The organism is Aliiroseovarius crassostreae (assembly GCF_049803815.1).
In the GTDB taxonomy this organism is placed as follows: Bacteria; Pseudomonadota; Alphaproteobacteria; order Rhodobacterales; family Rhodobacteraceae; genus Aliiroseovarius; species Aliiroseovarius crassostreae_A.
This window is the reverse complement of record NZ_JBNAGI010000009.1, coordinates 1-23,915: the sequence shown is the minus strand read 5'-3', so window position 1 is coordinate 23,915 and position 23,915 is coordinate 1. Positions and strand designations below refer to the sequence as shown.

Sequence of the window (23,915 nt, the reverse complement as noted above, 5' to 3'; positions counted from 1 at the left end):
AGGAATGCCGGATGGCAGCTTTGACATTTGATGCGCTGACCGCGCAGGTCGCCGCGGGCGAGGTGGACACGGTGCTGGTGTGCCTGGTCGACATGCAGGGGCGCCTGATGGGCAAACGCTTTCACGCGGGGCATTTTGTGGCGGGGGCCTATGAGGAAACCCATTGCTGCAATTATCTTCTGGCCACGGATCTGGAGATGGCGACGCCCGATGGCTATGCCAGCACCTCGTGGGAGCGGGGCTATGGCGATTACGTGATGAAGCCCGATCTGGACACCCTGCGCCCGGTGCCGTGGCTTGATGGCACGGTGATGGTGCTGTGTGACGTGCTGGATCACCACACCCATGAAGAGGTGCCCCATTCGCCCCGCGCGATCCTGAAACGTCAGGTCAAACGGCTGGAGGCGATGGGCTACACGGCGATGTGCGCGACCGAGCTGGAGTTTTTCCTGTTTGAGAAAAGCTTTGACGAGATCCGCAAGGGGGGCTTTCGCGACCTCGCGCCGATCTCGGGCTATAACGAAGATTACCACATCCTGCAGACCACCAAGGAAGAACATGTGATGCGGCCCCTGCGCAATCACCTGTGGAATGCGGGCGTGCCGGTTGAAAACTCGAAGGGCGAGGCCGAGACCGGGCAGGAAGAACTGAACATCAAATACGCGCCCGCGATGGACACGGCCGCCTATCACACGATCGCCAAACACGCGGTGAAAGAGATTGCCTGGCAACAGGGGCACGCGGCGACCTTCCTGCCGAAATGGCATCACGACAAGGTGGGCAGCTCGTCCCATGTGCATCAGTCGCTGTGGAAGGACGGGGCGAATGCGTTTTTTGACCCGAGCGACGATCTGGGCATGTCGGATCTGATGCGGTCTTACATGGCGGGGCTTTTGAAATACGCGCCCGATTACACCTGTTTCATGGCGCCCTATATCAACAGCTACAAACGGTTCATGAAAGGCACCTTTGCGCCGACGCGGATCATCTGGTCGGTGGACAATCGCACGGCGGGCTATCGGCTCTGTGGTGACGGGACGAAAGCGGTGCGGGTAGAGTGCCGCATACCGGGATCGGACATGAACCCCTATCTGGCGATCGCGGGCATGCTGGCCGCGGGCATTGCCGGGATTGAAGAAGGGTTGGCACTGCAACCCCCTGCGAAAGGCGATGTGTATCAGGGCGAGAGCGGGATGATCCCCGGCAATCTTCGCGCGGCGCGGGACGCGTTGCATGGGTCTGACATGTTGCGTTCGGCGATGGGTGATGAGGCGGTCGATCACTATGTGCGGGCCGCCGAGGTGGAGATCGAGGATTTTGAACGCGTGGTGACCGATTACGAGGTGGCGCGCGGGTTTGAACGGGCGTGATCCGGTCAGGCTGGGGGAGCTGCCCCCAGACCCCCGAGGTATTTTAGGCAAGAGGAAAGGGGCAAGGAGTGCCTCAGAACGTGGAGAGCTGGCATGGGTCAGGTATTGAAATGTATCTCGCCGATTGATGGATCGGTGTTTGCGAAGCGCGATGTGCTGTCACGAGAGGAGGCTTTTGCGGCGGCTTCGCGCGCGCGGGCCGCGCAGGCGGGTTGGGCGGCGCGGCCTTTGGCGGAGCGAGTGGAGCTGGTCATGGCCGGTGTCGCGGCGGTGGGCGCGATGAATGACGAGATCGTGCCGGAGCTTGCCCATATGATGGGCCGCCCGGTGCGCTATGGCGGCGAGTTTGGCGGGTTCAACGAACGTGCAAGTCACATGGCGTCGATTGCGGCGGAGGCTCTGGCCGACATTGAGGTGGGCGAGGATGCCACGTTCAAGCGCTATATCAAACGTGTGCCGCACGGGGTGGTCTTTGTGGTCGCGCCCTGGAACTACCCCTATATGACGGCGATCAACACGGTGGCGCCGGCGCTGATCGCGGGCAATACGGTGGTGTTGAAACACGCAACCCAGACACTGCTGGTGGGCGAGCGCATGGCGGCGGCTTTCCATGCGGCGGGCATTCCTGAAGATGTGTTCCAGAATGTGTTTCTGAGCCATGACACAACCAATCACCTGATCGCGGGCAAGGCGTTTGACTTTGTGAACTTCACAGGCTCGGTCGGTGGCGGTCAGGCGATGGAACGTGCGGCGGCGGGCACCTTCACCGGGGTTGGTACCGAGCTTGGTGGCAAGGATCCGGGTTACGTGATGGACGACGCGGATCTTGACGCGGCGGTCGAGACGCTGATCGACGGGGCGATGTTCAATTCGGGGCAATGCTGCTGCGGGATTGAACGGATTTACGTGCATGAGAATCTGTATGATGCCTTTGTCGAAAAGGCGGTGGCGATCGTGAAGGGCTACAAGCTGGGCAATCCGCTGGACCCGGACACCACGCTGGGGCCGATGGCCAATGTGCGTTTTGCGGAAGACGTACGGGCGCAGATTGCCGAGGCGGTGGCCGATGGGGCTGTCGCGCATATTGGTGCCTTTGCCGAGGATGATGGCGGCGCCTATCTGACGCCGCAGATCCTGACCCATGTGACCCATGACATGCGGGTGATGCGGGACGAGAGCTTTGGGCCTGTTGTTGGGATCATGAAAGTGGCGTCCGATGACGAGGCGATCCGCCTGATGAATGACAGTGACTTTGGCCTGACCGCGAGCCTCTGGACCGCCGATCTGGACCGCGCCATGCGGGTGGGGGATCAGATCGAAACAGGGACCGTTTTCATGAACCGGGCCGATTATCTGGATCCGGGCCTGTGTTGGACCGGCTGCAAGAACACCGGGCGCGGGGGCGGCTTGTCGGTCATTGGGTTTCACAATCTGACCCGCCCGAAATCCTATCATATGAAAAAGGTGACATCATGAGCCTGCAAGGAAACTGGTCCTATCCGACCGCTGTGAAATTCGGCGCCGGCCGGATCAAGGAACTGGCCGACGCCTGTGCGCAGACCGGCATGAAACGCCCGCTTTTGGTGACCGATAAGGGGCTGGCGGATCTGCCGATCACCCGGGCGACACTGGATATCATGGACGCCGCCGGTCTGGGCCGTGGCCTGTTCAGCGAGGTGGACCCGAACCCGTCCGAGATCAACCTGCACGCGGGCGTTGCGGCCTATAAGGCGGGCGGTCATGACGGGGTGATTGCGTTTGGCGGCGGATCGGGGTTGGACCTGGGCAAAATGGTCGCGTTTTTCTCTGGTCAGACCCGACCGATCTGGGATTTTGAGGACATTGGCGATTGGTGGACCCGCGCCGATGCCGACGCGATTGCGCCAATCATCGCGGTGCCGACCACGGCGGGCACGGGATCAGAGGTGGGGCGCGCATCCATTATCACCAATTCCGAGACGCACGAGAAAAAGATCATCTTTCACCCGAAGGTGCTGCCCTCGGTGGTGATTTGCGATCCCGAGCTGACGGTGGGGATGCCGAAGTTCATCACTGCGGGCACCGGGTTGGATGCCTTCGCCCATTGTGTCGAGGCGTATAGCAGCCCGCATTACCACCCGATGTCGCAGGGGATTGCGCTAGAAGGGATGCGTCTGGTCATTGAGTACCTGCCGCGCGCCTATGCGGATGGGACCGATCTGGAAGCGCGCGCCCATATGATGAGCGCCGCGGCGATGGGGGCTACCGCGTTTCAAAAAGGGCTGGGCGCGATCCATGCGCTGTCGCATCCGGTGGGGGCGATTTTCAACACCCATCACGGCACCACCAATGCGGTCTGTATGCCGGCGGTGCTGGAGTTCAACGCGGGTGAGATTGCGGACCGGTTCGACCGTGCCGCCGGGTATCTTGGCATCGACGGTGGCTTCAAAGGGTTCCAACGCTTTGTGCAGGACTTCAATGACCGCTTTGCCATCCCGCGCACGCTCTCGGAGATGGGGGTCTCTGCCGACCAGATGGATGCGCTGGTTGAGGGCGCGATCAAGGATCCCAGCTGCGGTGGCAACCCGGTGGAACTGACCCGCGAAAACTTGCGTCAGTTGTTTGACGCCGTGATCTAGCCCATGAGCGCGGGCATCATCCTGATCATTCTGGCGGCGGCGATGCTGCACGCCACCTGGAACACGATTGTGAAGGTGGCGGGGGATCGCACGGCGACGCTGGGTCTGGTGGCGCTGGGGCATGTGATCCCCGGTGTGGCGATGGTGTCCGTCTTGCCCCTGCCAAGTGCGGAAAGCTGGCCGTATCTGATCGGGTCCACGGTGATCCATTTCGGCTATTTCTACATGCTGGGGCAGGCCTATAAACATGGCGACCTCAGCGTGGTTTACCCAATTGCGCGCGGCATTGTGCCGGCCCTGGTGTCGCTTTGGGCGCTGGTATTTGTGGGTGAGGTGCTGCCCGCGCAAGCCTGGCTTGGTATTGGCCTGATTGCCCTGGCGATCCAACTGTCCAGCTGGGCGGCGCTGCGTCATGGGGTTGGACGCGCTGCGCTGTTTTTTGCCGTGGGCACCGGCATCTGCATTTCGGGGTATTCGCTGGTGGATGGGGTGGGGGTGCGCCTGTCGGGTGGCACGCTGAGTTACTGGGCGTGGCATTCGGTGCTGCATATTTTCATCACCGGTTTTGTGGCAATCCGGCGCGGTCGAGCGATTTCGGCGTTGCCGCCCCGCACCTGGGTGATCGGGATCCTGGGTGGCATGGTGTCGATGGTGGCCTATGGGCTGGTGCTTTATGCCAAGAACTTTGCCCCGCTGGGGGCCGTTTCGGCGCTGCGCGAAACCTCGGTTATTTTTGCGGCCCTGATCGGATTTGTTGTTCTGAAGGAAGGCAATTGGGCGCGTCGTCTGATGGCGGCGGTGATGATGGCCGGGGGGGTGGCGCTGATTGGCCTGGCGGTGTGAGGTGGCGGAAATTCTCTCTTTCCCCAAAAGCATCTTCACCGATTTCAGCCCGCGTCGAATCGGTCGAAATCCAGCCCGTTCAAGTTGTGCCAAGCCAATTCGGCCGCCACATTCCTGTGATGTATTTGTCGTATAACGCTATTTCCTTGCCTTGAAACGGAAACAGGAGTGAAATGGGCGAGGATATTCTAGGGCCAATTGGACTGAAAAAGGACCGAGAATTGGCGCTATCCGTCGTGCCGGAAATAACCAAGACTACTGGCACAATAAAAAAATCATCCAACGGGAGTTAATCATGACAACGAAACAGAACCTTACCCGCCGTACGGTGCTGAAAGGGGCGACCACAATGGGGGCGGCCGCGCTGGCATCGCCGCTTTATGTGAAAAGCGCCCTGGCATCATCGGGTGAGATCAACATCCTGATGTGGTCCGACTATCTGCCGCCCGAATTCATTGCGGGGTTTGAAGCGGAAACCGGCATCAAGGTGAACTATACCGGGATCGGGTCGAACGAAGAGATCATCAACAAGATGAAGGCCACCAAGGGCCAGGGCTTTGATATCGTGTCACCGACCAACAACCGGTCTTTGCAATGGGAACCGCTGGAACTGCTGAAACCGTTCGACCTGTCGAAGGTGAACATTGACGCGGTGAACCCGGCCATGTCGAAAATCGGCACGGACGCCTGGGACTTCGGCGGAAATGGTGCCCATTGGCTGCCGCATATCTGGGGCACCGAGGGGATCGCCTATCGTACCGACAAATGGCTGCCGGCTGGCGACGCGCCAAGCTATGGTGACGTCTGGTCGGAAGAAAACGCTGGCAAGACCATGGGCCGCGCGCATTCGATGATGCTGGGCGCGGGTCTTTACATGGAAGCGTCGGGTGAAATGGAGCCGGGCTCGATCTGGGCCGCGTATGGTGATGAAGATACGATGCGCAAGGTCTGGGGCCAGGTGGCTGACTGGTGCATTGCGCGCAAGAACCGCATCAAGCTGATCTGGAACGATGCCGACACCCAGAAGAACGGTCTTCTGAACGAAGGTGTTGTGGTTGGCCAGACCTGGGATGGTCCGCCGCTGGCGCTGAAATCCGCGGGCGAGCCGGTGCATTACCAGGCCCCTGTCGAAGGGGCGATGGCCTGGGTTGACGGGATGTCGATGCCGGTGGGTGTGCAGAATGAAGAACAGGTGTACGCCTTTGTCGAATACGCCTATCGCAAGGAACCGGCCGGCAAGGCGATCGACAGCCACGGCTATAACTCGCCGGTTCTGGGCGCCGATACCTTCTCGGGCGACACCTACAAGAAGAACTTCGCCGAAGCCTATCCGGGCGACAGCCTGGCGAACCTGAACCCGTGGCCCGCCGAGGCGCCCTGGTATGCGGATATCCGCACCGAGTTCGTCAACAAGTTCAAGAGCGCATAACCATCGCGCTTTCCCGTGGCCCCGCCGGTGGGGTGGGGCCACGTATCACCGTTTTCAACAGGCACGGCATGTGATCCCTTTCGAGGGACCGGGGAAGCTGTGTGCCAACATGTGCCAATGAGGAGAAGCCATATGAGTGCCGGAGTAGGCGTCGATCTGGAAAATCTGTGGATCCGCTTTGGGGACTTCGTCGCCGTGCGCGATGCCAATGTGAACATCAAGGGGGGCGATTTCTTTTCGTTCCTCGGGCCATCGGGCTGTGGCAAGACCACGATCTTGCGGGCTGTATCGGGGTTTCTGGACCCCTCCGAGGGCAATGTGCTGATCGGTGGGAAAAACATGAAGGGCATCGGGCCAAACAAACGCCCCACCGCCCTGATCTTTCAAAACCTCGCGCTGTTTCCCCTGATGAAGATCTGGGAAAACATCACCTTTTCAATGGAAATTCAGGGGGCCAGCGCGCGGGAACGGCGCAAGCGCGCGGATGAGCTTTTGGACATGATCGCGCTGCCGGGGCAGGGCGACAAGCTTCCGTCGGAACTGTCGGGGGGGCAGAAACAGCGTGTGGCGATTGCCCGGGCGCTGTGCGCGGAACCGGATGTGCTTTTGCTTGATGAACCTCTGTCGGCGCTCGATCTGAAGCTGCGTCAACACATGCGCACCGAGCTGCGCGAGATCCAGCAGCGCGTCGGCATCACCTTCATCTACATCACCCATGACCAGGGCGAGGCGCTGACCATGTCAGATGACATTGCGGTGATGCGCGCGGGCGTGATCGATCAGATTGGGGATGGCAAAACCATCTACAACGACCCGTCCACTGCGTTCGCCGCCAGTTTCGTGGGCGAAAACAATGTGTTCCGTGGCAAGGTCAGCAAGATCATCGGCACCGAGGCCCTGATCACCACCAATCGGTCCGGGGAATTGCACGCCCGCATTTCAACCGCCAACCAGGGCAAGCTGAACGTGGGGGATGACGCGATGATGTTCATTCGCCCCGAAGCGCTGTCGCTGGCCCCCACCGGCACGCAAGGCGACCATTTCGTGACCGCGCAGGTGACCCATGAAGAGTTCGAGGGCAACACCTATAACATCTTCACCGAAGGCGATGGCGGCAAGGAAATCAAGATCTCGATCCCCAATCTGGGCCAGTCGTTTGATAACCACACCGGTCAACCGATTACGCTGGAATATGACGTGCACAACGCCGTTGTTGTGCCCGCCGGCGAATTGGCAAGCGAGTAAGGGGGACAGATCATGCCTGGCTTCCTGAAGGAATTTTTCAATCGCAACGGCACGCTTATGGGGTCGATCATGTTGGGGCTGGTCCTCTTCTGGGTTGTCGGCCTGATCATTCTGCCCCAGCTGTCGATGCTTGATTTCTCGTTCCGGCCCAACCTGCCGCCCCCGGAAATCGGCGGGCCAAAGGATGTTTATACGCTGGAGAATTACAAATACCTGATCTACGGCCCGGAAGGCGGGTCACAGGATTATAACGCGGTGGACCTTGCCGTGTTCTTCCGCACGTTGGTGGCGGCGGTCTGTGTGACCGTGTTCAACCTGCTCTTTTGCTATCCGATCGCCTATTATCTGGGCCAGTCCAAGGGCAATCACATCCGCATCTTTGCGCTGATGCTGATCATCCCCTACTGGATCAACGAGATTTTGCGCGCCTTTGCGCTGCGGATCATCTTTGGCGAAACCGGGGTGTTCAACACGTTCCTGGTGGGCACCGGGATCTTTGACACGCCGTTTGACTTCATTCGCAACGATATCGCGCTCTATGCGGGTCTGGGTTATGCCTATATCCTTCTGATGATCTTCCCGATGTATAATGTGATCGAGAGCCTTGATGGCAACCAGATCGAGGCGGCGCGAGATCTTGGCGCGCCCTGGTGGCGGATCCATTGGCGGGTGGTCATTCCCTATGCGAAACCGGGTATCAGCTCTGGATGTACGATGGTGTTCATGCTGTCGGCAGGCGCCCTGGCGGCACCCCAGATCCTTGGCGGGCCATCTTCGCTCTGGTTCACGCAGCTCATTTATCAGCAGTTCAACGACAACTCTGATTGGCCACAAGGGGCGGCCTACGCGATTGTGCTTCTGGTCACCTGTATCCTTCTGGTTCTGGCCGTGATGCGCCTGTTCAAGGTGAACATGGGGGATATCGGCAAATGAATACGGACAAGATCATTCGCTATTCGATCTGGATCTATCTGGGCATCTTCTTTGCCTACCTGCTGGGTCCGCTGATCATCATGTCGGCCACCGCGTTCAACTCGCCCGGTTTCCCGCGCATGACCCCGTGGGAATGCCTGACCTTCGACTGGTTCGGGGCGCTGTTTCGCGATGAACGGATCCTTGCGGGCATCTGGAACTCGGTCCTGGTAGGCGTCGGCACGGTGATCCTCTCGGTGTCAATGGGTCTGGCGGGGGCGCTGATGCTCACCCAGATCTGGCCCAAACTGCGGGCGACCTATTACACGATCATCATTGCACCGATCCTTATTCCGGGCGTGGTGATCGGGATATCGACCCTGGTGTTCTGGGATCGCATCAACCGGATGCTGGGCTTGGGGGCGGACAGTTTCCTGTCAAACGGGCTCTTTCTGACCATCATCGGCCAGTCCACCTTTATCGCCAGCTATTGCATGTTGGTGCTGGTGGCGCGCCTGCAACGCTATGATACGACGCTGACCGAAGCGGCGCTGGATCTGGGCGCAACCCATGCCCAGGCGTTCCGCAAAGTGATGCTTCCCTTCATGTTCCCGGCGATTGCCTCGGCGGCGGTGCTGGCGTTTCTCGCCTCGTTCGAGAACTACAACACCACCACCTTCACCTTTGGCGAATACCCGACGCTGACCATCGAGCTGGCGCAGAAAGTGCGCTACGGGATCACCCCGGCCATTTCCGCGCTGGCCTTCATGATCGTCGCGCTGACGGTGTTCTTCGCGCTGTTGAATGAGGCGAACATCAAGCGCAAAGCGATGATTGCGGATGCGCGCAAAGACGCGACCGTGGGCGAGTTGGCCGGCAAGATCGAGGTCCCCGGCCTGATCAGCCGCAACCCGGCCGCCATTGCCCTGATCGTGTTGCTGATTGGCACGGCCACCGTGGTGGGATCGGCCATGGCCTACAGCCCGGATCAATGTATTGCCGATGTGCAGGAACAGAAACGTCTGGAAACCGAACGTCGCATTCAGGAACTGCGCGACCAACGGGCCCGCGATGCGGCCGAAAAGGCGCAGCAACAGGGTGGGGCGGACACGCAATCGGCTCCGAAACCGTCCAACAATTCGGGCTTTGGCAATGTCTTTGCCCCGAACACTTTGGGTGGCGAAGAAGGCAGCGATGCTGGAGAGGAGGCCCCCAGCGAGGGTGGCAACAATTCCGGCTTCGGCAATGTGTTTGATCCAGGCACGCTGAATTCCGACGGAAACTGATCCATCACGAAAGCCAAGAAACGGCCCGCCCCGCGCGGGCCGTTTTTTTTGCCAGTATCGCAATCCATGTCATACTCCTGTTTCAAACATCCATAATTCATGAAATACGGAAATGAATGACAGGGAATCACCCCATGGACATGCAACAGATCGACCGTCTGACGACGCTGGGCCATGCCGGACGTATGGCGACCTATCGCCTGCTGGTGCGGCGATATCCCGATTTCGTGGCCTCTGGCGATTTGGCCTGCGTGCTCGACATCCGCCCAAACACCATGTCCGTCTATCTGGGCGCGCTGCTGCGGGTCGGGCTGATCGAGCAAAAACGCGACGGGCGCAGCCTGTTGTACCGGTTTCACCCGGACGGGGCGGACAGCCTGATGGGCTATCTGTTTGACGATTGCTGCCGTGGGCGACCCAGTACTTGCGCCACGCCCCAACCCTTTATCGAGGCCCGCCCCAAGCAAAAGGTTCTGTTTCTCTGCACCGGCAACTCTGCCCGATCCATTATGGCCGAGGTGATCCTGCGTGATCTGGCCGATGACAGGTTCGAGGTCTTTTCGGCGGGCACCCGGCCCGCGGTGGCGCTCAACCCGATCACGTTGCAGATGCTGCGCGACAAGGGGCACGACCTGACCGGGCTGCAACCGAAACACATGTCCGATCTGAAGGACGAGGTGTTTGATTTTGTCTTCACCGTTTGTGACCGAGCCGCCAACGAAGACTGCCCCGCCTGGCCCGGCCAGCCGGTCAACGCCCATTGGGGCATTGCCGACCCGGTGCGCGCCGAAGGTGTGGATGCGGAAAAACGCCTGGCCTTTCAACGTGCTTACGGTGCGCTGCACCGCCGCCTTACCCTTTTTGCAGCCCTTGACATGTCCGCGCTGGACCGTCTGTCACTGCAAGCGAAACTCGACGATATATCCCTGACAGGAGACGCATAAATGACCACCTATGCCATCAACGGTCTTGGCCGTATGGGCAAGCTCGCCCTGCGCCCGCTTCTGGAGCGCGGCGCAAAGATTGCCTTTCTCAACGACGCCGTGGGCGACCCTGAAATGCACGCGCATCTTCTGGAATTTGACACGGTGCATGGTCGCTGGCCCGCTGCGTTTTCCCATGACGCGGACAGCATCACAATCGACGGCACCCGCCTGCCTGTGACCTGCACCCGCAATCTAAATGACCTGCCGCTGGATGGTGTTGACGTGGTGATCGACTGCACCGGCGCGTTCAAAACCGCCGAGAAACTCGCCCCCTATTTTGCCGCCGGGGTGAAAAAAGTGGTGGTCTCGGCCCCGGTCAAAGAAGACGAAGCGGCGAACATCGTTTTCGGCGTGAATGACCAGATTTATGACGCGGGCAAGCACCGCATTGTCACCGCCGCCAGCTGCACCACCAACTGCCTCGCGCCCGTGGTGAAAGTGGTGTTGGACAATTTCGGCATCAAACACGGGTCGATGACCACGATCCACGATGTGACCAACACGCAAACCATCGTCGACCGCCCGGCGAAAGACCTGCGCCGCGCGCGCTCGGCCCTGAATTCGCTGATCCCCACCACCACCGGGTCGGCCAAGGCGATCACCCAGATCTTTCCGGAACTGACCGGCAAGCTGAACGGCCACGCGGTGCGGGTGCCGCTCTTGAATGCCTCGCTCACCGACATCGTGTTTGAGCTGGAAACCGAAACCACCGCAGACGAGGTCAACGCCGCCTTCAAGCGGGCGGCCGACGGGCCTCTGAAAGGGATCCTCGGCTATGAAGACCGGCCGCTGGTCTCGACCGATTACACCAATGACGACCGCAGCGCGATTGTCGATGCGCTCTCGACCATGGTGATCAATGGCACGCAGCTGAAGGTTTACGCCTGGTATGACAATGAATGGGGCTATGCGATGCGTCTGGCGGATGTGGCCCTGATGGTCGGGAAATCGCTGTGAGCCACGCCGCCGAACGCCCCACCGGCATGGCGGCCTATATGGCCGTCACCGCCGCCTATTGGGCCTTCATGCTGACCGATGGGGCGCTCAGAATGCTGGTGCTTCTGCATTTTCACATGCTGGGGTTTTCGCCGGTCGAACTGGCCTATCTCTTTGTTTTGTATGAGATTGCCGGGGTCGTCACCAACCTGTCCGCAGGCTGGATCGCCGCGCGCTTTGGCCTGACCTCAACGCTTTACGCCGGATTGGGCTTGCAGATCGCGGCGCTTCTGGCGCTGACGCAACTGGACCCCACGTGGACTGTCACGCTCTCGGTCGCTTACGTGATGTTGGTGCAGGGTGCGTCCGGCGTGGCGAAGGATCTGGCGAAAATGTCGTCGAAATCGGCGGTCAAACTGCTCGCCCCTTCCGAGGGCGACGGGTTGTTTCGTTGGGTCGCGGTGCTGACCGGATCCAAAAACGCCGTAAAAGGGCTGGGCTTTCTTCTGGGCGCGGCGCTTTTGGCGCTGGCCGGGTTCAACGCGGCGCTTCTTGGCATGGCGGCGGTGCTCGCCGTGATCCTCGTCGTTATCGTGATGAAAATGCCCACCGGCCTGCCCACGGGCCGCAAAGACGCCAAATTTCACGAGGTCTTTTCGAAGAACCGCAATATCAACTGGCTCAGCTTCGCCCGCGTCTTTTTGTTCGGCGCGCGCGACGTGTGGTTTGTGGTCGGCATCCCGATCTATTTCCATTCGGTTCTCTCCGATGGCAGCCACGAAAGCGCCCGCGCGGCGTTCTTCCTGGTGGGCAGCTTCATGGCGATCTGGATCATTCTTTACGGCGTGGTGCAGGCCAATGCGCCCCGGTTGCTCAAAGCCAAATCGCGCGGTGTGGACGAGCTGACCCGGCTCGCCACAAGCTACGCCGCCACCCTCGCCGGGGTGCCCTTGGGGCTGGCGGTGCTGGTCGCGCTGGCGGGCGCGCCCGCGACGTGGCTGACCGTAATGCTTGTCGTGGGGCTGTTGGTGTTCGGCGCGCTCTTTGCGGTGAATTCGTCCCTGCATTCCTACCTGATCCTTGCCTTCACGGATGAAAAACGCGTGACCATGGATGTGGGGTTTTACTATATGGCCAATGCCGCCGGACGGTTGATCGGCACGGTCCTGTCCGGGGCCAGTTACCAGCTGGGCGGATTGCCCGCGTGCCTTGCTGTGGCCGCCGTAATGTTGGGCTTATCGGCCCTTGGCGCGGCGCGTTTGACACCGCAGCAGACCGCGTAAAACACCCCGGCCTGATAACGCCGGGGTATGCCTTACTTCTTCTTCATCGCATCCAGCAACGCAGAGCCCAGCCCGCCCACCTGAGGGCCGCCCGATGATTTCGGCCCGGATGACATGTTGCGTCCACCCGGTTTTCCACCACGCTTTGGCCCGCGATCCTGCCCTTTGCCGGGGCCACGTGCATTGCGGTCGTCCTTCGCCGATGCCCCGCCATCCTTGCGCATGGTCAGCCCGATCCGTTTGCGCGGGATGTCCACCTCGGTCACCGTTACCTTGACCACATCGCCGGTTTTCACCACCTCATGCGGGTCTTTCACAAAGCGATCGGCCAGCTGGCTGATATGCACCAACCCGTCTTGATGCACGCCGATATCCACAAAGGCCCCGAAGGCGGCGACATTGGTGACCGTGCCTTCCAGCACCATGCCCGGTTTCAGGTCCGAGATCTCCTCGACCCCGTCGGTGAAGCTCGCGGTCTTAAAACTCGGGCGCGGGTCGCGGCCCGGTTTTTCCAGCTCCGAGAAAATGTCGCGCACGGTCGGCAGGCCAAACTCTCCGGTCACGAAATCGGCCGCCGTCAGCGATTTCAACGCGCCCTCATTGCCCATCAGATCGCGCAGATCCCGCCCGCAGGCGGACACGATTTTGCGCGCCACATCATAGGCTTCCGGGTGTACGGCCGAGGCATCAAGCGGCTCGTCCCCCTCGCGTATGCGCAAAAACCCCGCGCATTGTTCAAAGGCGCGCGGCCCAAGGCCCGAGACCTTGAGCAGCGATTTGCGCGACGGGAACGCGCCGTGGATATCGCGGTGGGTGACAATGGATTGCGCTAGCGACTCGGACAGGCCAGAGACATGGGCCAAAAGTGGGGCCGAGGCCATGTTCAGGTCCACACCCACCGCGTTCACCGCGTCTTCCACCACCGCCTCCAGCGATTTCGACAGGCGACGCTGGTCCACGTCATGTTGGTATTGTCCGACGCCAATCGACTGCGGGTCGATTTTCACCAGCTCCGCTAGCGGGTCTTGCAACCGTCGCGCAATCGACACCGCCCCGCGCAAGCTCACATCGAGATCGGGGAACTCGCGCGCGGCGAGTTCGGACGCGGAGTAGACCGAGGCGCCCGCCTCGCTGACCACCACTTTGGTGGGGGTTTTCGCGCCCGAGGGCAGGCGTTTTAACGTGTCCCCCACCAGCCGTTCGGTTTCGCGCGACGCGGTGCCGTTGCCGATGGCGATCAGTTCGATATTGTGCTTGGCGATCAGCGACAGGATCGCGGCCTGTGACCCCTGCACGTCCATCCGCGGTTGGAACGGGTAGAGCGTGGCGGTGTCCAAAAGCTTGCCGGTCGCGTCCACCACGGCAGCCTTGACCCCGGTGCGAATGCCCGGATCCAGACCCAAAGTGGCGCGCGGCCCGGCGGGGGCGGCCAGCAGCAAATCCTTGAGATTACGGGCAAAAACGTCAATGGCTTCGTCATGGGCGCGGGCGCGCAGGTCGCCCATCAGGTCCAGCGTCATCGAAAGTGCCAGCTTCACCCGCCAGGCCCAACGGGCCACCGTGCGCAGCCAGTCATCTCCGGGTGTGGCCCCAGCGCAATCCAGACGGGCCGCGACCATCTCGATGGCGCGCGCAGCACCCTCTTCATCCGGGGCAATGTCCAGTGTGATCACGCCTTCTTTTGACGCGCGCAACATGGCCAGCGCCCGGTGCGAGGGCACTTTGGACCAGGCCTCCTGATGGTCGAAATAGTCGGAAAACTTCGCACCCGCCTGTTCCTGCCCGGCCACCACTTTGGCGGTCAAGAGCGCCTCGCGCTGCATGAAACTCCGCAGCGCGCCGACCAGTTCGGCGTTTTCCGCGAGCTCTTCGACCAGAATGTCCCGCGCGCCATTAAGCGCGTCTTTCACCGTGGGCACGGCGTCGGTCACAAAGGCTTCGGCATGGGTTTCGGGCGGGGTGGTGCGGGCGCTGCGGATTTTTTCCAGCAACGGCTCCAGCCCATTTTCGCGCGCAATCATCGCCTTGGTGCGGCGCTTGGGTTTATAGGGCAGATAGAGGTCTTCCAGCGTGGATTTTGTATCCGCCGCCAGGATAGATTTCGCCAGATCATCCGTCAGTTTGCCCTGATCCTTGATGCTGCCCAGGATCACCTCGCGTCGCGCTTCCATTTCGCGCAGATAGGTCAGCCGGTCAGCCAGCGTGCGCAGTTGCGTGTCATCCAGACCCCCGGTGACTTCCTTGCGGTAGCGGGCCACAAAAGGCACGGTGGCGCCACCGTCCAACAGCTCGACAGCGGCGTTAACTTGCTGAGAAGACGCGGATATATCGGTTGCGATGGTTTGGGCAATACGGGTGTTGGTGTCCATGATCTCTCCTGTTCGGATCACATGTTTAGCGGGGTCGCGAGGCAAGCAAAAGGGGGGATGGCGGATTACCGCCCGCGTTTTGTCGACAAGAGCAGATTGGTTTCGGACCGGGTGATGCCCTCCATCCGGCGGATGGCGAACAGCACCTGATCAAGCTCTTCCAATGTCTCGGTGCCGATCTCGGCGATCAGGTCCCAGGTGCCATTGGTGGAATGCACCGCCATGACCTGCGGCAGGGCGGAGACGCGCGACATCAACCGTTCGGTGCCGCGCCCCTCGATCCCCAGCATCATCAACCCGCGCACCGGGTTTTGCGCCACATCCTGCCGGGTGACCACGGTGAAGCCGACCACTTCGCCGCGCGCTTTCAACGCATCCATACGTGACCGTACGGTGGTGCGGGTCACGCCAAGGTGGTCCGCCAGTTCCGAGACCGACGCGCGCCCATCCCGGTGCAGGAGTGTCAAAAGGCGACTATCCAGATTGTCCATGGTTGCTATCCAAAATGTTCAATGCGGGGCCATAATGGGCAATTTACCCCCTTCCAGCAAGCCAGTTGATCGCGAAATGATGGGTCATGAACATGAAAAATATCATCCTTGTTGGGGCGCCCGTGGATTCGGGCAAAAAACGTCAGGGCTGCCGGATGGGGCCCGATGCGTATCGCGTGGCGGGGCTGGCCGAGGCCCTGACCGAGTTGGGGCATCACGTGACGGATCTGGGCGATGTGGCCCCGGACCCGGTGGATATTCCGGAGCATGACCATCTGGTGCAATTGCCCGAATGTGTGGGCTGGACCAGTGCCTTGACCCGCGTCGCACAAGAGGCCGCAGGGCAGGGGATGCCGGTGTTTCTGGGCGGGGATCATTCGCTGTCGATGGGGTCGGTGGCCGGGATGGCCGCCCACGCCAAGGCGCAGGGCCGCCCGCTGTTTGTGCTGTGGCTGGATGCGCATACCGATTTCCACACGCCGCAAAGCACCGCCAGCGGTAACCTGCACGGGACTCCGGTCGCTTATTTCACCGGGCAGGACGGGTTTGACGATTTCCCGCCGCTGCCCGCAAAGGTCGCGATTGAGCATGTGGGCATGATCGGGTTGCGGTCGGTGGATCCGGCTGAACACGCGGCGCTGGCCGATCAAAACGCGCTGCTCGCGGACATGCGCGTGATCGACGAACACGGGATCAAGGCCCCGCTGGTGGCCTTTTTGGACCGCGTGAAAGCCGCGAACGGGTTGCTGCACGTGTCGCTGGACGTGGATTTCCTGGACCCATCGGTGGCCCCTGCGGTTGGCACCACGGTGCCGGGGGGAGCAACCGAACGCGAAGGTCATCTGGTGATGGAACTGCTGTGCGACAGCGGGCTGGTGTCTTCGCTGGATCTGGTTGAACTGAACCCGTTCCTTGATGAACGCGGGCGCACCGCGCAGTTGATGGTGGACCTGACCGCATCGCTGATGGGGCGGCGCATCTTTGATCGCCCGACGCGGAGCTTTTGATGCGCTCGATGCAAGCCCCGTCTGCGGTGGTGATGATCCGCCCGCACGCCTTTATGTCGAACCCGGAAACGCGTGATGACAACGCGTTTCAGACCCTGTCGAACCGGTCCGCCGAAGCGACCTCGGCGGCGGCGCGCGACGAACATGATGCGGCGGTCGAGACCCTGCGCGCGGCGGGTGTCCGCGTGCATGTGTTTGATGATTTCGGCGATCACAACACGCCCGACAGCGTTTTCCCCAACAACTGGTTTTCGACCCATGCGGGCGGCCATGTGGCGATTTACCCGATGTTTGTCCCCTCGCGCCGCCGCGAACGCCGGTCAGATGTGATCGAGATGCTGAAGGCGGAATACCGTGTGCAGGATGTGATTGATTATTCGGGGCTAGAGGCTGACAATCTGGCGCTGGAAGGGACCGGGGCGATGGTGCTCGACCATATCGCGCGCATTGCCTATACCGTGTCGTCGCACCGGGCGGACCCGGTGTTGCTGGAACGGTTCTGCACCCATTTCAACTATGAACCGATGGTGTTTGAGGCGCGTGATGCGTCCGGGCGCGATGTGTATCATACCAATGTGCTGATGGCGATTGGCACCGAATATGCGCTGATCTGTCTGGACATGATCGTCGATCCGAAACGGCGGGCCGAGCTGTGCGCGCGGCTGGAAGAAACCGGTCGCACAGTGATTGACCTTAGCCATGACCAGATCGCGGAATTTGCCGGAAATGCCATTGAGCTGACCGGCAAAGACGGCCTGGTCCTGGCACTGTCTGCCCGCGCGTTAAAGGCGCTGACCCCCGACCAGATTGCCGTGATCAGGGAAAGCGCCACCCCGCTGCCGCTGACCGTCCCCACCATTGAAACCGCCGGAGGATCGGTGCGCTGCATGATTGCCGGCATCCATCTGGCCCGCCGCTGACCCCTTCAAAGCCGACCCCGAACAAACCCGAACAGAAGAGACCCGCCATGACCCACACGCTTGAACCCTCTGACAAGGCCCTGGTGCCCTTTGTGTCCGTCGATCACATGATGAAACTGATCCATCACATTGGGCTGGAACAGATGATCACCGGCATTGCCGCCGAGATTGAACGCGATTTCAAACGCTGGGAAAGCTTTGACAAAACCCCGCGTGTGCCGGCCCATTCGCCCCATGGGGTGATTGAACTGATGCCGACCTCGGATGGTGAGGCCTACGGGTTCAAATATGTGAACGGCCACCCGAAAAACACCTCCGAAGGGTTGCAGACCGTGACCGCCTTTGGCCTGCTGGCGGATGTCTATACCGGCTATCCGACGCTGCTCACGGAAATGACCATCCTGACCGCGCTGCGCACGGCGGCGACCTCGGCTTTGGTGGGCAAATACCTGGCCCCCAAGGGCGCGACCACCATGGCGATGATCGGCAATGGGGCGCAGTCGGAATTTCAGTGCCTGGCCTTCAAGGCGATCTGTGGCATCGACACCGTGCGCCTTTATGACACCGACCCGGCGGCCACCACGAAATGTGCGGCAAACCTGGCCGGGCGCGGGTTGACCGTGGTGCAATGCAAGACCCCGGAAGAGGTCATAGAGGGCGCGCAGATCATCACCACCTGCACGGCGGATAAGAAAAACGCCACGATCCTGACCGACAATATGGTCGGCGCGGGTGTGCATATCAACGCCATTGGCGGCGACTGCCCGGGCAAGACCGAGTTGCACAAAGACATCCTGCTGCGATCAGACATTTTCGTGGAATACCCGGAACAGACCCGCATCGAAGGTGAAATTCAGGCGCTGGACGAAGATCATCCGGTGATCGAAATGTGGCAGGTGATCACCGGCGCCGTCGCGGGCCGCAAAGACGACCGCCAGATCACGCTCTTTGACAGTGTGGGGTTTGCAATCGAGGATTTCTCGGCCCTGCGCTATGTCAAGCAAGCCATTGAAGGCACGGAGTATTACGAGCCGCTCGACATGCTGGCCGACCCGGATGATCCGCGCGATCTCTTTGGCATGGTCCAGCGCGCGAAGTAACCACAGGCCCCCCCACCGGGGGGCTTTCCCCCACCCGTCTGATGCGCCCCCCGGCCCATATGCGGTGAACCGGGTGGAAACCCCGTGTTGACCCGACGACATCCCTGCGCTACCCAAAAGGCACGCAGGGGGGTCCCGCCCAGGGGACTGAGAGGCTGACGGGGCAATTGCCCGGTGATGCGACCCTTTGAACCTGACCCAGTTGACACTGGCGTAGGAAGCTAGGTTTGCATCGCGCCCGGGGCCCGTCCCGCCGTGCCGCCATACCGAACCCGTGGGCTGTGACGAAACTCACCGCCTGCTGCTCCTTCCCAAACTCATCTGGTGTCTTCTTTGCCATGAGCCTGAGGAGCGCCAATATGACCATCCCGAACCCCACCATCACCACCGGGGCCTTGCCCGCCTCGCGCAAGATCTATGTCGCGGGCGCGAGATACCCCGACATTCGCGTGCCGATGCGGGAAATTTCCGTGCATCCCACCGCAGGTGAGGCCCCGCTGCCGGTCTATGACAGCTCGGGCCCCTACACCGACCCCGACGCGCAGATCGACATCCGCAAGGGCCTGCCGCAATTGCGGCGCGCCTGGATCGAAGCGCGGGGCGATGTGGAAGGATATGACGGGCGCGCCATCACAGCCGCCGACAATGGCTTTGTCGAAGGCGATCACCTGACCCCGGAATTTCCGGTCAAACCCCGCCCTCTGCGCGGCAAGGATGGGCGGGCGGTGACGCAGCTCGCCTATGCCCGCGCCGGGATCGTGACCCCGGAAATGGAGTTCATTGCGATCCGCGAGAACCAGCTGCGCGAGGTCGCCGGCCCCCGCGACGGACACGATTGGGGGGCCAATATCCCCGATCATGTGACGCCTGAATTTGTGCGTGATGAAGTGGCGGCAGGTCGTGCAATTATCCCCGCCAATATCAACCATCCGGAAAGTGAACCGATGATCATCGGCCGCAATTTCCTGGTCAAGATCAACGCCAATATGGGCACCTCTGCCGTCACCTCGTCGATGGAAGAAGAGGTTGATAAACTGGTCTGGTCGATCCGTTGGGGGGCCGATACGGTGATGGATCTGTCGACGGGGCGCAACATCCACAACACCCGCGAATGGATCATCCGCAATTCCCCCGTGCCGATCGGCACCGTGCCGATGTACCAGGCGCTGGAAAAGGTGAACGGCATTGCCGAGGACCTGACATGGGAAGTGTTCCGCGACACGCTGATTGAACAGGCCGAACAGGGGGTTGATTACTTCACCATCCACGCGGGCGTGCGCCTGCATATGGTGCCGATGACCGCCAACCGCGTCACCGGGATCGTCTCGCGCGGCGGGTCGATCATGGCGAAGTGGTGCCTGCATCATCACCGCGAGTCGTTCCTTTATGAACATTTCGACGAGATCTGCGACATCTGCCGCCAGTATGATGTGGCCTTCAGCTTGGGTGACGGGCTGCGCCCCGGATCCATTGCCGACGCCAATGACGAAGCGCAATTTGCCGAGCTGGAAACGCTGGGCGAGCTGACCAAAATCGCCTGGGCCAAGGATTGTCAGGTGATGATCGAAGGGCCGGGCCATGTGGCGATGCACAAGATCAAGGAAAACATGGACAAGCAGCTCGCGTGCTGTGACGAGGCGCCGTTTTACACGCTTGGGCCGCTGACCACCGACATTGCGCCGGGCTATGACCACATCACGTCAGGCATCGGGGCTGCGATGATCGGCTGGTTCGGCTGCGCGATGCTGTGTTACGTGACGCCCAAGGAACACCTCGGCCTGCCCGACCGGGATGACGTGAAAACCGGGGTGATCACCTATAAAATCGCTGCCCATGCGGCGGATCTGGCTAAGGGGATGCCGGGGGCGCAGCGGCGTGACGATGCCATTTCCCGCGCGCGGTTTGAGTTTCGATGGGAAGATCAGTTCAACCTCGCGCTTGACCCGGAAACGGCGCGTGATTTCCATGACCAGACCCTGCCGAAAGAGGCGCACAAAGTCGCGCATTTCTGCTCGATGTGCGGGCCGAAATTCTGTTCGATGCGGATTTCCCACGACATCCGCGCCGAGGCGCAGAAAGAGGGCATGGCGGCCATGGCCGAAAAGTTCCGCGAAGGCGGGGATCTGTACATGCCCGCCGAGGCAGCGCAGCCGGAACTGGAGCCGGGCGCATGATCACCATCGCGGGGGCTGGCGTGGCCGGCCTCGCCAGCGCCTATGAGCTGGCCAAACGCGGGGCCGAGGTGCGCATTTACGAGGCCACCTCGGCCCCCGAAAGAAACCCCTGTTCATGGTTTGCGGGCGGGATGCTTGCGCCATGGTGCGAGGGCGAAACGGCAGATCCGGAGGTGGTCCGGCTGGGCGCGGGTGCGATCAACTGGTGGGCGCAGTTCACCCCGGTCACCCGGCGCGGCACGCTGGTGGTTGCGCCGCCCCGCGACCGGGCCGACCTCACCCGGTTCGCCCGCCGCACCGACCGGCATCGGGCGGTGAACGCCGCAGAGATTGCCCGGTTGGAACCCGCGCTGGAAAACCGGTTTCAGCAGGGGTTGTTCTTCGAGGACGAAGCCCATCTTGACCCGCGTCAGGCGCTTCTCGATCTGACCCGCGCGGTGCGGGGGCTGGGGGTGGAGATCCTCTATGACACCCAAGCGCCCGCTCAGGTGGATGTGGATTGCCGCGGCATGGCGTCCGGTCTGCCCGGCCTGCGCCCGGTGCGAGGAGAGATGGCGGTAATTGAGGTGCAAGATGTTGAGATCACGCGCACAATCCGCCTTCTGCATCCCCGCATCCCGCTCTACCTCGTGCCGCGTGGGGGTGGGATCTACATGATCGGGGCCACGATGATCGAAAGCTCGTCCTGGCGGGAAATGACCTTGCGATCGATGCTGGAACTGCTCGGCGCGGCGTTCACATTGCATCCCGGTCTGGGCGAGGCGCATGTGATTGAAACCGGCGTGGGCCTGCGCCCCGCCTTTGCCGACAATCTGCCCCGGCTGAGCCAGATGGGCGACACCACCCATGTGAACGGCATGTATCGCCACGGGTTCCTGTTGGCCCCTGCGCTCGCGGGCCAATTGGCGGCGCAATATTTTCAGGAGGGGTGTGATGAAAATCATCGTGAACGGCAAACCGCATGAGGTTTCTGCCACAACCTTGGCGGATCTGATGGTTGAACTGGACTACACCAGCCCCTTTGTCGCCACCGCGCTGAATGCGGAATTTGTGACCCGCGAGGCGCGCGCTGACATGTGGCTGACAAATGGGGATCAGGTGGAAATCCTTGCCCCGATGAAAGGGGGGTAACATGTTGATTTATGGAGAAGAGATCCCCTCGCGCCTGTTGCTGGGCACCGCGCAATACCCGTCGCCCGCTGTGCTGGTTGAGGCGATCCGGGCCGCGCGATGTGACATTGTGACGGTCAGCCTGCGGCGCGAAACCAATGCGGGCACGGGGGCCGCGTTTTGGGAGCTGCTCAGGGATCTGAAGGTCCGAGTGCTGCCCAACACGGCGGGGTGCCACACGGCCAGCGAGGCGATCACCACCGCCCGCATGGCGCGTGAAATCTTTGGCACCAACTGGATCAAGCTGGAGGTGATTGGCCATTCCGACACGTTGCAACCGGATGTGTTCGCATTGGTTGACGCGGCACGCACGCTTTGCGCCGAGGGGTTTCAGGTCTTTCCCTACACCACCGACGATCTGATTGTGGGTGAAAAGCTGATCGAGGCCGGGTGTGAGCTCCTGATGCCCTGGGGGGCGCCCATCGGGTCGGGGCAGGGGCTGCGCAACCCGGATGCGCTCCGCGCAATGCGGGCGCATTTTGCTGACGTTCCGCTGATTGTGGATGCGGGTATCGGGCGACCCTCAGATGCTGTGATGGCGATGGAACTGGGCATGGATGCGGTGCTGTTGAACACCGCGGTGGCCAAGGCGGGAGACCCGGTGGCAATGGCGCGCGCGATGGCAGATGCGGTTGCGGTCGGTCGCGCAGGCTACCTTGCCGACCCGATGCCGCGCCGCGATATGGCGGTGCCGTCAACGCCCATTCTGGGATTGGCGGAGCTTGGATGATGGAACGGTTTTACCTGATCGTCGATCACGTCGCCCGGCTGGAGCTTTTGGTGCCGCATGGCGTCAAACTGGTGCAGTTGCGCCTCAAGGATCAGCCCGAGGCCGAGATTCGTCGCCAGATTGCCCGCGCCCGCGATATCTGTGCTGTTCACGGCACGCAATTGGTGGTGAATGATCACTGGCAGGCGGCAATGGATCTGAATTGCAGCTTTGTACATCTGGGGCAGGAGGATATGGACAGCGCCGATTTTGCCGCGCTCAAACGCGCCGATATGCGGTTTGGCCTGTCGACCCATGATGAGGCGGAACTGGAACGCGCGCTGTCGCACGACCCGGCTTATGTGGCGCTTGGTCCGGTCTATCCGACCCTTCTGAAAAAGATGAAATGGGGGCCGCAAGGCTTGGAAAACGTGGCCCGCTGGAAGGCGGTGGCGGGGGACACACCGCTGGTTGCCATTGGCGGGCTGACGCCCGATCGCCTGCCAGGCGTGTTTGCCGCGGGGGCGGATAGTGCCGCCGTGGTGACGGACATCTTGCGGGCCGATGATCCAGAAGCACGTACCCGCGACTGGATTGCGGCATGTCGGTGAAACCGCCCCGCATCCTTGTCATCGCGGGCAGCGACAGCAGTGGCGGCGCCGGGATCAGCCGCGATGTGGTCACGGCCGCCGCGTTTGGGGTTGAGGTCTGCCCGGTTCTGACCGCCGTCACTGCGCAAACCGATCAGGCGGTCACCGCCTTGCACCCGGTGCCGCCCGAGGTGGTGGCGGCGCAGATCAAAGCGGCGCGCACACATTCCGATATCGCGGCGATCAAGATTGGCATGTTGGGATCAGCGGAGGTTGCGGAGGTAGTGGGACGAGTGCTCGTCGGGTCAAAACTCCCTCTTGTGATCGACCCGGTATTGCGGGCCAGTTCGGGGGGGCGACTGTCGGAAGGGAGTCATCTGCCCGCGCTGTTTTCCGGGGCCGATCTGCTGACGCCCAACCTGCCCGAGGCCGCTGTGCTGACCGGATTGCCCGAGGCGGTGACCCCGCAAGAGATCG

22 protein-coding genes and 1 riboswitch are annotated in these 23,915 nt (G+C 61.4%); of the genes, 20 read left to right on the top strand and 2 right to left on the bottom strand.

Translation table 11 applies throughout. From position 1 onward, the window contains the following. Positions 1-11 precede the first annotated feature (11 nt). The 11 genes from ACP15V_RS16765 (at position 12) to arsJ (ending at position 12,908) form a co-directional block, all read left to right on the top strand. Positions 12-1,370, top strand: coding sequence for a glutamine synthetase family protein (locus ACP15V_RS16765; RefSeq protein WP_424944860.1), 1,359 nt, complete (start codon positions 12-14; stop codon positions 1,368-1,370). A gap of 93 nt (positions 1,371-1,463) precedes the next feature. Then, the gene (locus tag ACP15V_RS16760; RefSeq protein WP_424944859.1) at positions 1,464-2,846 is read left to right on the top strand and encodes an aldehyde dehydrogenase family protein; all 1,383 of its coding nucleotides are present in this window, start codon (positions 1,464-1,466) and stop codon (positions 2,844-2,846) included. After that, the gene (locus tag ACP15V_RS16755) at positions 2,843-3,988 is read left to right on the top strand and encodes an iron-containing alcohol dehydrogenase (protein WP_424944858.1); all 1,146 of its coding nucleotides are present in this window, start codon (positions 2,843-2,845) and stop codon (positions 3,986-3,988) included. Before ACP15V_RS16760 ends, ACP15V_RS16755 begins: the two co-directional genes overlap by 4 nt. 3 nt (positions 3,989-3,991) lie before the next feature. After that, complete coding sequence (locus tag ACP15V_RS16750; RefSeq protein WP_424944857.1) at positions 3,992-4,831, top strand: hypothetical protein; 840 nt, start codon at positions 3,992-3,994, stop codon at positions 4,829-4,831. Between the two features lie 295 nt (positions 4,832-5,126). Then, on the top strand, positions 5,127-6,260 hold the full coding sequence (locus tag ACP15V_RS16745) for an ABC transporter substrate-binding protein (protein ID WP_424944856.1): 1,134 nt from the start codon (positions 5,127-5,129) through the stop codon (positions 6,258-6,260). Between the two features lie 132 nt (positions 6,261-6,392). Next, the gene (locus ACP15V_RS16740) at positions 6,393-7,505 is read left to right on the top strand and encodes an ABC transporter ATP-binding protein (protein WP_424944855.1); all 1,113 of its coding nucleotides are present in this window, start codon (positions 6,393-6,395) and stop codon (positions 7,503-7,505) included. A gap of 12 nt (positions 7,506-7,517) precedes the next feature. Then, positions 7,518-8,438, top strand: a complete 921-nt coding sequence (locus ACP15V_RS16735; RefSeq protein WP_424944854.1) for an ABC transporter permease — start codon at positions 7,518-7,520, stop codon at positions 8,436-8,438. Beyond that, positions 8,435-9,703 carry an ABC transporter permease gene (locus ACP15V_RS16730; RefSeq protein WP_424944853.1) on the top strand — a complete coding sequence of 423 codons (1,269 nt, stop codon included), beginning with the start codon at positions 8,435-8,437 and terminating at the stop codon, positions 9,701-9,703. The genes ACP15V_RS16735 and ACP15V_RS16730 overlap by 4 nt, the downstream gene beginning before the upstream one ends. A 134-nt stretch (positions 9,704-9,837) precedes the next feature. Next, positions 9,838-10,647 (top strand): ArsR family transcriptional regulator, encoded by an 810-nt coding sequence (locus ACP15V_RS16725; protein WP_424944852.1) that lies wholly within the window; start codon positions 9,838-9,840, stop codon positions 10,645-10,647. Further along, positions 10,648-11,646: an ArsJ-associated glyceraldehyde-3-phosphate dehydrogenase gene (locus ACP15V_RS16720; RefSeq protein WP_424944851.1), complete on the top strand. Its 999-nt coding sequence runs from the start codon at positions 10,648-10,650 to the stop codon at positions 11,644-11,646. A 26-nt stretch (positions 11,647-11,672) separates the two neighbouring features. After that, entirely contained in the window at positions 11,673-12,908 is a 1,236-nt protein-coding gene (gene arsJ / locus ACP15V_RS16715; RefSeq protein WP_424944946.1) for an organoarsenical effux MFS transporter ArsJ, read from the top strand. 32 nt (positions 12,909-12,940) lie between these two features. On the opposite strand, the gene ACP15V_RS16710 is transcribed toward arsJ, so the two are convergent. Together ACP15V_RS16710 and ACP15V_RS16705 are read right to left on the bottom strand one after the other, a co-directional pair. Beyond that, a complete protein-coding gene (locus tag ACP15V_RS16710) occupies positions 12,941-15,277 on the bottom strand; it encodes a Tex family protein (protein ID WP_424944850.1) in 2,337 nt (778 codons plus the stop codon). A 65-nt stretch (positions 15,278-15,342) separates the two neighbouring features. Next, positions 15,343-15,768 carry an Lrp/AsnC family transcriptional regulator gene (locus tag ACP15V_RS16705; RefSeq protein WP_424944849.1) on the bottom strand — a complete coding sequence of 142 codons (426 nt, stop codon included), beginning with the start codon at positions 15,766-15,768 and terminating at the stop codon, positions 15,343-15,345. 86 nt (positions 15,769-15,854) lie between these two features. Between ACP15V_RS16705 and rocF the strand changes: the two genes are divergently transcribed. From rocF to thiD, 9 genes are all read left to right on the top strand, one after another. Next, complete coding sequence (gene rocF, locus ACP15V_RS16700) at positions 15,855-16,775, top strand: arginase (protein ID WP_424944848.1); 921 nt, start codon at positions 15,855-15,857, stop codon at positions 16,773-16,775. Continuing rightward, on the top strand, positions 16,775-17,695 hold the full coding sequence (ctlX, locus tag ACP15V_RS16695) for a citrulline utilization hydrolase CtlX (protein ID WP_424944847.1): 921 nt from the start codon (positions 16,775-16,777) through the stop codon (positions 17,693-17,695). The genes rocF and ctlX overlap by 1 nt, the downstream gene beginning before the upstream one ends. A gap of 47 nt (positions 17,696-17,742) precedes the next feature. After that, positions 17,743-18,795 carry an ornithine cyclodeaminase gene (locus ACP15V_RS16690; RefSeq protein ID WP_424944846.1) on the top strand — a complete coding sequence of 351 codons (1,053 nt, stop codon included), beginning with the start codon at positions 17,743-17,745 and terminating at the stop codon, positions 18,793-18,795. Positions 18,796-18,911: 116 nt separating this feature from the next. Beyond that, positions 18,912-19,032: riboswitch (TPP riboswitch) on the top strand. A 122-nt stretch (positions 19,033-19,154) separates the two neighbouring features. Next, on the top strand, positions 19,155-20,969 hold the full coding sequence (gene thiC / locus ACP15V_RS16685) for a phosphomethylpyrimidine synthase ThiC (RefSeq protein WP_424944845.1): 1,815 nt from the start codon (positions 19,155-19,157) through the stop codon (positions 20,967-20,969). Beyond that, entirely contained in the window at positions 20,966-21,934 is a 969-nt protein-coding gene (locus ACP15V_RS16680; RefSeq protein WP_424944844.1) for an FAD-dependent oxidoreductase, read from the top strand. The genes thiC and ACP15V_RS16680 overlap by 4 nt, the downstream gene beginning before the upstream one ends. Continuing rightward, positions 21,903-22,100 carry a sulfur carrier protein ThiS gene (gene thiS, locus ACP15V_RS16675; protein WP_424944843.1) on the top strand — a complete coding sequence of 66 codons (198 nt, stop codon included), beginning with the start codon at positions 21,903-21,905 and terminating at the stop codon, positions 22,098-22,100. Before ACP15V_RS16680 ends, thiS begins: the two co-directional genes overlap by 32 nt. Position 22,101: 1 nt before the next feature. After that, positions 22,102-22,869 carry a thiazole synthase gene (locus tag ACP15V_RS16670; protein WP_424944842.1) on the top strand — a complete coding sequence of 256 codons (768 nt, stop codon included), beginning with the start codon at positions 22,102-22,104 and terminating at the stop codon, positions 22,867-22,869. Then, positions 22,869-23,459 carry a thiamine phosphate synthase gene (locus tag ACP15V_RS16665; RefSeq protein WP_424944841.1) on the top strand — a complete coding sequence of 197 codons (591 nt, stop codon included), beginning with the start codon at positions 22,869-22,871 and terminating at the stop codon, positions 23,457-23,459. Before ACP15V_RS16670 ends, ACP15V_RS16665 begins: the two co-directional genes overlap by 1 nt. Next, the coding region (thiD, locus tag ACP15V_RS16660; protein ID WP_424944840.1) for a bifunctional hydroxymethylpyrimidine kinase/phosphomethylpyrimidine kinase at positions 23,450-23,915 on the top strand (466 nt) is incomplete at its 3' end. The genes ACP15V_RS16665 and thiD, both read left to right, overlap by 10 nt.